Below are 8,213 nucleotides of genomic sequence, written 5' to 3'. Positions count from 1 at the left end.
TACGTCTTAAGGCACACGACATCGACGCACCAACCGACAGCCCGGGTAAGATTCAGAGGGTGTACTCCAAAGACGGGCTGACCGTTGAGGCGGCCCCGACAAAGCATGGTGCGATGCCGTCACTTGCATACCGTGTCTCGTACCAGGGTACTTCGTTCACCTTTACAGGTGATTATAGTTCCAAGCTCGGAAACGTCCCTACGTTGGCGAAGGGAACTGATGTGATGATTCAGAATCGACTGCTTGAACCGGAATCGAAAATGGGCAGCAGTGAACCAAAGCGCGTACTTCACTCGACTCCCCGCGAAATTGGGATGAACGCTCAAAAAGCGAAGGCAAATATGCTTGTCCTCTCGCATATCAGCCGCGATACAGTCACCGATCTCAGTGAGGAAATAAAGATTATCATTGACGAGTACGATGGCCCAATAGCGATTGCGAATGATCTCGTCGATGTGTACCCCGACGGGCGCATTCTTAAAACGAAGATGAACGGAGACAGTGGGGCGTCCGGGACCAGCGGAGATGGTCTCATGTTTATCCCTCAGTAAAGCAATCCGAATCGGAACGAGTATCGATGAAGAAGAGGTAAATGCCACTCCCCTCCGTTTTTTGACTATTTTTTGTCGGCAATCGCCTGCTCGAGCTGGTCTTCTATATTGCCAGCATCTACGGTCGGCGCTGTGATGCTCTTCCCAACCACAACTCGCGGTACGGCGCCGAGTTCTAACTCGTGCACCTTCTGCATTGTCGCCTTGATTTCTTGCTGATATGCATTGTTCTTGATATCCTGTCGGATCTTGTCACGGTTCGAGACGCCAGCAACTTTCACGATTTGCATTAGTCGATCAGTCGTTGCCCACGACTCGGTCGTACTCTGTTGATTAGCGAACATACGGGCGAAGAACGACCAGTATGCGCTGGGTGAGTGATTCCAGACGGACAGTCCAGCGTGGGCAGCAGTGAGCTCATCAGGTCCATGAAATGGCTCTCCCTCGTCATACGCGACTTCTCGAAAAGCAAGCCGAACGTCACCAGGGCGAACGAATTTCTCGATTATTGTTTGCAAATATCCTTCTACGGCACTGTCTAGATAAGGAAAACAAGCGACAGCGGTACGATTGACGAAGTGCATCTACCAATCGTAAGTGGCTGATTCTTGATATTGAGATTGGCTCCACTATGAGAAGACGAAATTTGGCTGCGTCACCGAAACCCGTGTCATATTGGGATCCTGCAATTTGTTCTTTCTTCCTCTCACAGACGTTGAAACACCACTATACAACAAAATCTCTTAACTAGACAGTTCCCCTTCTACGAATTCTTGTGTATAGGGACACTTCCAACTACCATACACAGTCGCTGTCACTGGTGCATCGTTTGCCCCCATATGTGCGTACGTGAATTGGGTCGGTCGATCTGGGACAGATGCTTGGTTGATAATACCGGGTGCTGCCTTGACTTCCTGTTTCTTTGTTGTTGTAGTGTTCGTCGTCGTCGTGTTTGGTGTAGTGGATGTTGGTTCTCCGTCAGTCGTATGCCGGGTTTGCGTCGGCTGATTACCGGTTGTCGTCGATGTTGTATTATTACGGCCGAAGAGGCTTGTACAGCCACTCAACGATGCAACCGCCGTTACCCCCGTTAGTTGGACGAATTTCCGCCGTGATTTGTTCATGTTTGGAATGATATTTCGTCTCTATATCTGTATGGGATGTTCTATGTTTAATCCTTGTTAGAAATCTAAATAAGCTCGGATGAGCGGTTTCTCATCGAGAAATTAGCCGGTGTTTTTTGAAGTGAAAGTCACAGCTTCCATTGTTCCTGCGTACCTGGTATTACAGAACTGGGGCAGGAAGGTTCAGTAGCGTATCGTCCATCGATCACAGACGATTGGTTTCATGCGTCACTGATCTTCCGAAAGGCCTTTTTAAAGAGCGAATACGGCTGTGCGCCGACGACTTTGCCTGCCTTCGTCGACTCCCGATCAAAGATAATGAAAGCGGGTGTTCCTCGAAGACCGTTCTTTTCAGATGCCTTGACATCAGCATCGATACTTGCAATCACAGCATCTCTATTCTGTTTCATACAGGACTCAACGGCGGTAGCATCGACACCTCGAACGTTGTCCGTTATCTCCAACAAGTTCGACCGCTGAGCCCATCCCGAGTTTTCTTTTCCCTGTTCATCAAACATCGACGAATGCCATCGTTTGAATGCATCAGGTTTCTCGTCGCGTACCGTCCGCCACACACATTTTGCCATCCGAGCCGCCGTTTCTGATGCTTGGCCAATGTAGGGTTTATCAAGGACCACAATTCTGACCTTTCCCGGCTTTACGTAGTCCTCGAGGAGTTTGGGAAACGTGTTTTGCTCGAATTTTTGGCAAAATGGGCACTGATAGTCGCTCCAATAGTACATATCGAGTGGTGCATCTGCTGACCCGATAACTGGATTGCCCTGCAGATCGATACCGAATTTCGTCGTCTCCTCTGTCGCGTACAGTAGTGCGGTTCCGTTGTCGTTCGAACTGTGCCTACTGGTGGTGTTACTCCCAGTATCTGAATCGTTGCTGGACGACTGCAAAATGCTCGTGCAACCAGTTATCGCGGATAGGGATCCAGCTACACTCCCGAGAAATAGGCGTCGGGACGGTGGCCCATTAGTATCACGCATTGTACTCTCTCTTTCCTAATCCCATTTCACTGTGCTGTTCGCTTGCGTTCCGGATTCGATACCGATCTCCGACAGTTCTTCCGTATTTGGTGTGGATCATGATTGAATCGTTTATATGTTGAGTCGACATTCGCGAGGGTCGCCAGCACGGACAAGGAATCCAAGGAGGAGAAGAATACCACCGATCCGAAGTAAATCTCCATGGAACGGCATTGCGGCCAGGGCACCAGCAAATCCAAGGAATCCGAGCAACCCGGCACCGCAACTGGCACATCCCGATGCAACGAGACCTGGTAATACACCGAGCAAATCCGACAGGCTGGACACGCCAGTCACACTCACTTGGGCAGTCACGTTGACGATGGCGACAGCGGTTAGCACCGCGTACGAGATAATGAGCGCAAGACCGAACCACCCATTCGTTGCCAGCACATTTTCGGTCAGAAGTATCATCGCGTCGTCAAACCATTGTACTCCTGCCCCAAGCATCTGAATCGACATCTCAGGAAACGTCGAGAGGATGAGTAGGACATAGGTTACGAGCGCGATGAGAATCGCACCGAGAATTCGGGATGCTGAACTCATGGGATAGGCAAGCGCACTCTGTAGATCCGTACCCCATCGATGGACTCGCGTTTCCCTGCTCATTTTCTCACCTCTTCGATCGTCGCTTCAAAGCGGGGGTATGGTTGTGCACCCTGAATCGTCGCCGTTGCATCGCCCGAATCGGAGTTGTGGAAGACGAATGTCGGTGTTACACTGACGCCTTTGTCGTTTCCGGCTTTTTTGTCGTCGGCAACGCTCGCTGCCAACGACTGTTCGTTTTCTTGTAAGCACGATGCGACTGCATCGGCGTCGACGCCCTGTACGCCTGCTGTGATGTCGAGCAGATTCTGTTTTTTCGCCCACCCTGAGTTCGGTTTCTTTTGTGCGTCGAATATCGACGCATGCCAGCGTTTGAATGCGTTCGGATCGGTCTCTTTGACCTGCCGCCAAACACATTTTGCCATTCGACCCGCTGTCTTTGAGGCGTCTCCGATGGTTACGTATTCGAGGATGACGAGTCGCACGTCCCCCGGTTTGATATAGTCTTCGAGGATTTTCGGAAAGGTATTTTGCTCGAATCGATTACAGAATGGGCACTGATAGTCGCTCCAATAATACAGATCCACCGATGCATCAGGTGACCCCATCAAGGGATTACCTTCTAGATTAATCCCGAATTCGGTCGTTTCGGAGCTCGCATACACCAACGATTGCGGTTTAGCGGTGGACGAGGTGGTCTGGTTAGTCTGCGTACTCCCCGTCGCAGTACTTTGCTCTGTTTGCTCTGTCGTAGTTATATCGTCAGACCCGGCATTGGTATCCGTACATCCTGCTAACCCGGTGAGTAGTATTCCGGTTGTTCCGAGGAATGTTCGCCGGCCAGTTCTATCGGCACTGTCGGACATAATCGGTAGCTCAAGCGAAACACGGAGAGGTGATAGTCCACCCGCTCGTTTTCAGGATTAGAAGTACCTCACTACCTTTTAAAGGTACACCATTCCTACTTCGAGTGTGAGTGAGGACCCGAGTCCAGCCGACTTGTTCAGTTTGCTGGACGATGAGTACGCCCGTGCGATCCTCACGAAAACAAGTAACCAACCGATGTCAGCCCAGACTCTTAGCACCGAATGCGATGCGTCGCTCCCGACCATCTACCGTCGGTTAAATGATCTAGAGGAGGAGAATTTAGTCGAAAAACGGACACAGTTGGAGGCGGATGGTAATCACCGGGCAGTTTACGAAGCCGCTGTGGAGCACGTCGAGATTGACATCGTTGATGGGGAGCTGACGGTACACATCACCGAACGTGATACTGCCGACCGATTTACACAAGTGTGGGAAGGAATGAGAGGGAATCGATAATGCGTATTGAACTGTTCGTCGGAAAATTACTCGTGATGGGACTCGGGCTCCTTATTGCATACCAGGGGTTTCGTGGTTACCGTCGCAACCAGAGTGAGCCGATGTTATTCGTCGCAATCGGCTTTATTTTCCTTACTATCGGGGGAACGATGGGGTGTTCACTTATACAGTCACTACAGATTTCGGCCACTACGTTCGGTGCTGCGCAAACTGTATTGGTTGCGATGGGGATGGGATGTGTCCTCTACTCGTTGTACGGATGACGATTTTCGCACAACCAACGAAGTATAGCAACCCAATTTGAAAAGCAAACAGTCCGTTGCTAACTCGGATAGCCAAGTGAGAGTAAATCACGCGTACTGGTTATCGAGGAAATGGTCTGCAGCGTCACCAACGTCATATCACAGATTATGATAAGAAACCCTCTAAATACAGGGGTGCTTTTGCAGAACCAGCAAATCGTCACTCGGTTTTATACCCACTTTACGTCTCGTTTGAGCCGATGTCGACACGGACAGCAATTGTGAGGGGAATGGCGGTCAGCATCGGGTCGTTTCTCCTATTCGGTGTTGTAACAGGACTCCTTCCAAATTCACTGTACACTCGGATGGTTCCACGAACTCCATTCGATTACACATTTCTCGTTCTCACGTCACTATCTGTTGGGATATACGTTGGCCAACAACCCACGACTAATCGCCCTGGTGACGACCGCTTGGCTATCGGTAGTACTGTTGTTGGCTTCCTCGCCTTCAGCTGTCCGATCTGTAATGTATTCTTACTCGCGCTGTTCGGCAGCTCCATGCTGATGACGTATCTCGATCCGTACCGCCCCCTCCTAGGAGTAGTCTCGGTGTTGCTCTTCACTGGACTACTGTACTACCGATCTCAGCGAAGTTGTGAATCGTGTGGATGCGCAGCCGAGTCGGGGACGACCTAAGACTTCATGCTATTGACGCTCCCAGAAAATGAGTAGCAAATTTACTAACTTATCTCTGTAAAAATTGGTGTTCTCGACCAAACTCGGCAGCCGTAGCGATCGTGCTGGGCAGAAATTACGAGTTGCACATAGATTGGTTTGGGGGTACCGTGGTGTTCTCACTTCCGATTATCGTTCTAAGCGGAAGTGGATGGGTTTTTGGCTGAAATGCTGAAAACATCCGTAATAAGGACTGACAGCAGCATACACCAATCCATAAATCATATGTAGCTATAGCAAATCCTACCATCTGGAAGTTGAGACTACAGTGGGTTTAGCGGTGCTGTGATGCGTGGTTTCGACCGAATCCGTGACCGGGAACTGCTTCAGATTGACTCTCGAACGTCATTTCTTGTCCGACTACCAACTATTTCGGGGGCTTCCCGAATCTGCTACCAGTGTCGCCACTCAGAACCTCGGCACTCCCCCAGATCGAGCGACTCCCTACCCAATTCCCGTCTCTTTCTTCAGCAGCGTGAGCGTATTATCGGCCGTTACAATCGGCGCGTGCTTGTACTCACCAGTTAGTTCGACCTGGACGAGCAAATCGACAACGCGCCAGATCGAGTAGAGCAGACACGCGAACGCGAAGTAGAAGAACCGTAGCCCGAAGTCCTTGGACGTCGTCGCGGCCATGAACCGTTTGATCGACCTGTACCCACTCTCGATTTTCCAACGGGAGCCGTACTCCGTGAGGTGTCCACTTCCCCGATTCGTCATGAACACCGAATACTGTCGATGGTCGTCGTGCTCTGAGTCCTCTTTCTGCCGGTAGATCAGTGTCGTCTGGTGCCATTCGTTCTTCCCGAGATGGAGCTTCCTGTGTTGCCGGATCGCCTGTCGGTACATCTCGCGAATCTGCTCGATTGAGAGATCACGAATGTGGTCGCGATGAGCGTGTCCGAGTGGTATTCACTCCCGCATTGACTCGTGGATGAAGCTCCGAGCACCCTCGTTCGCAGCCAGACTCTCACGCAGGGCCATACGGCCGGGTCGTCCGCGTTCCATCTCCCCGATCGAGATGTGCTCTTTTGCGGTGAGCCCTAATGACGTACGATGTTCTAACCGGCCGACACACCGAACCAGCGCTGTTGCCACCGATACACTATGACGCCGAGAAGGCGCGGTCGTCGATACGGAAATTGGATTCCCGTGGCGAGGTCGTACTGTTGTCCGGACATGGTGAGCCCTGGGAGGGCCACATGAGGACCGTCGGGTAACAGCTGGCTCGGCGGGGGAATAACAAAGTCCGTTCGCCGCGAAGTGGACAGGGAACACAAGAGGGGGCTCGGAAGAATTCCTCCGTGCTTCAACACCAGTCCGATGAATCCAATCGAGAGAGGAAAGATTACGCTCGACGTGTGGCGGGCCAGAAGAGCGACCCGTGCAGAGGTAGAGACTCGGCAGCGACGACGGCTCGCTGAAATGCTCTCGTTCGTCCGGCGACAGTCACGGTTCTATAAGCAACACTACGCCGACGTGCCCGAGGGCAGTACCGACCTCATACAATACCCGCCGGTGACGAAGCCGATGTTGGTGGAACACTTCGACGACGTCGTCACGGACACAGCAATAACCAAAGCCGAGATCGACACGTTCGTCGCCGACGAGACGAAGATCGGCGAGCGCTTCCTCGGAAAGTATCCGGTTTGGACAACTTCTGGGACGACCGGGAAACCAGGGGTGTTCGTCCAGGATGAGACCGCATGGACCATTTCAGACGTGCTAGGTGATCGGTGGATCGTGCCCGCAATAGCCGGAATTTCGTCACTGTCCCGACTCTTCACACAGAATCTCCGCATCGGACTCGTCGCGGTTTCGGGCGGTCATTTCGCCGGTGCGGCCGGTCTCGAGATGATGCGTCGAGAATCCGTCTATGGAGAGCGTCGCCTTCGACTCTTTTCGCCGAAGAGCCCGATCGACGACCTGATCTCCGATCTGAACCAGTACCAACCCGCCATCCTCGAAGGCTACTCGACCGTCTTCGTCGAGCTGGCGCGAGCCCAGCAAGACGGACGTCTCGACATCAGCCCAGCACTCGTTCTCCCCACGGCAGAACCCATCTCTGAGACCCAAAAGCGAATGCTCCGGGACACCTTCGATTGTGTGGTCCGAGAACTCTATGGGGCGACGGAATTCGTTCCGATTGCCGTCGAGTGCGAACACGGGAACCTCCACGCCAATACAGACTGGGTTGTGGTCGAACCGGTCGATGAGGACTATCAGCCGGTCGAACCTGGGACGCCGTCGGACACCGTCCTCATAACGAGCCTCTCGAATCGAGTGCAACCGATCGTTCGGTACGATCTCGGGGATAGCATCACGATGTACGAAGAACGGTGTCCATGCGGGAGCGCATTCCCCATCATGGAGGTCGGCGGACGGCAAGGAGACGTCCTCCAGTTCGAAACCGACGAGGGAGAGGAGGTGCCGATTTTCCCACTCGCACTCTCAAGCGTCGTCGAAGAAGTTCCGGGTATCCATCGAACCCAGATTATCCGCACAGCCCCTGCAACACTTCAGGTTCGCTTTGATGTTACCCCTGATGCAACCGAGGAGGAGGTCTGGAAACATATCGAGCGGGAGCTCCAGTCGTTCCTTCGTGCTCACGGGATTAACCACATAACCATCGAAGCAGTATCTGAACCTCCAC

At 52.3% G+C, this 8,213-nt stretch carries 9 protein-coding genes and 1 pseudogene; 4 read left to right on the top strand and 6 right to left on the bottom strand.

The annotated features are described in order from the left end of the window. Positions 1-551: MBL fold metallo-hydrolase (locus tag BG842_RS05800; RefSeq protein WP_069450042.1), on the top strand; the 551-nt coding region annotated here is incomplete at its 5' end. Positions 552-616: 65 nt separating this feature from the next. Here BG842_RS05800 and BG842_RS27200 read toward each other — a convergent pair. From BG842_RS27200 to BG842_RS05780, 4 genes are all read right to left on the bottom strand, one after another. Continuing rightward, positions 617-1,135: a thioredoxin domain-containing protein gene (locus tag BG842_RS27200; RefSeq protein ID WP_083252443.1), complete on the bottom strand. Its 519-nt coding sequence runs from the start codon at positions 1,133-1,135 to the stop codon at positions 617-619. A 761-nt stretch (positions 1,136-1,896) separates the two neighbouring features. Then, positions 1,897-2,583, bottom strand: a complete 687-nt coding sequence (locus tag BG842_RS05790) for a thioredoxin domain-containing protein (RefSeq protein WP_254662930.1) — start codon at positions 2,581-2,583, stop codon at positions 1,897-1,899. A 201-nt stretch (positions 2,584-2,784) separates the two neighbouring features. Then, the gene (locus BG842_RS05785) at positions 2,785-3,258 is read right to left on the bottom strand and encodes a hypothetical protein (RefSeq protein ID WP_254662929.1); all 474 of its coding nucleotides are present in this window, start codon (positions 3,256-3,258) and stop codon (positions 2,785-2,787) included. Between the two features lie 59 nt (positions 3,259-3,317). Continuing rightward, entirely contained in the window at positions 3,318-4,124 is an 807-nt protein-coding gene (locus tag BG842_RS05780) for a DsbA family protein (protein ID WP_083252441.1), read from the bottom strand. Positions 4,125-4,230: 106 nt separating this feature from the next. On the opposite strand from BG842_RS05780, the gene BG842_RS05775 reads away from it, so the two are divergent. Both BG842_RS05775 and BG842_RS32990 read left to right on the top strand, forming a co-directional pair. Further along, on the top strand, positions 4,231-4,581 hold the full coding sequence (locus BG842_RS05775) for a winged helix-turn-helix domain-containing protein (RefSeq protein WP_069450037.1): 351 nt from the start codon (positions 4,231-4,233) through the stop codon (positions 4,579-4,581). Positions 4,582-5,083: 502 nt separating this feature from the next. After that, a complete protein-coding gene (locus tag BG842_RS32990) occupies positions 5,084-5,521 on the top strand; it encodes a hypothetical protein (RefSeq protein WP_083252440.1) in 438 nt (145 codons plus the stop codon). A gap of 483 nt (positions 5,522-6,004) precedes the next feature. Here BG842_RS32990 and BG842_RS05765 read toward each other — a convergent pair. Next, positions 6,005-6,544 (bottom strand): annotated as a pseudogene (locus BG842_RS05765) (hypothetical protein); the annotation flags it as partial. A 77-nt stretch (positions 6,545-6,621) separates the two neighbouring features. Further along, positions 6,622-6,762, bottom strand: coding sequence for a hypothetical protein (locus tag BG842_RS29605; RefSeq protein ID WP_175424084.1), 141 nt, complete (start codon positions 6,760-6,762; stop codon positions 6,622-6,624). A 223-nt stretch (positions 6,763-6,985) separates the two neighbouring features. Here BG842_RS29605 and BG842_RS05760 point away from each other — a divergent pair. Beyond that, positions 6,986-8,213 (top strand): AMP-binding protein (locus tag BG842_RS05760; RefSeq protein WP_069450034.1); only part of this gene is annotated, 1,228 nt, incomplete at its 3' end.

It is taken from the genome of Haladaptatus sp. W1, assembly GCF_001723155.1.
GTDB lineage: Archaea > Halobacteriota > Halobacteria > Halobacteriales > Haladaptataceae > Haladaptatus > Haladaptatus paucihalophilus.
Note: the sequence above shows the minus strand (reverse complement) of the source record. Positions and strands in the feature narration are given on the sequence as shown.

Bases quoted from the DNA above. Each gene is read 5' to 3' on its own strand.
- BG842_RS05785 (WP_254662929.1), bottom strand. From the start codon at position 3,258: ATGAGTTCAGCATCCCGAATTCTCGGTGCGATTCTCATCGCGCTCGTA.
- BG842_RS32990 (WP_083252440.1), top strand. From the start codon at position 5,084: ATGTCGACACGGACAGCAATTGTGAGGGGAATGGCGGTCAGCATCGGG.
- BG842_RS27200 (WP_083252443.1), bottom strand. From the start codon at position 1,135: ATGCACTTCGTCAATCGTACCGCTGTCGCTTGTTTTCCTTATCTAGAC.
- BG842_RS05780 (WP_083252441.1), bottom strand. From the start codon at position 4,124: ATGTCCGACAGTGCCGATAGAACTGGCCGGCGAACATTCCTCGGAACA.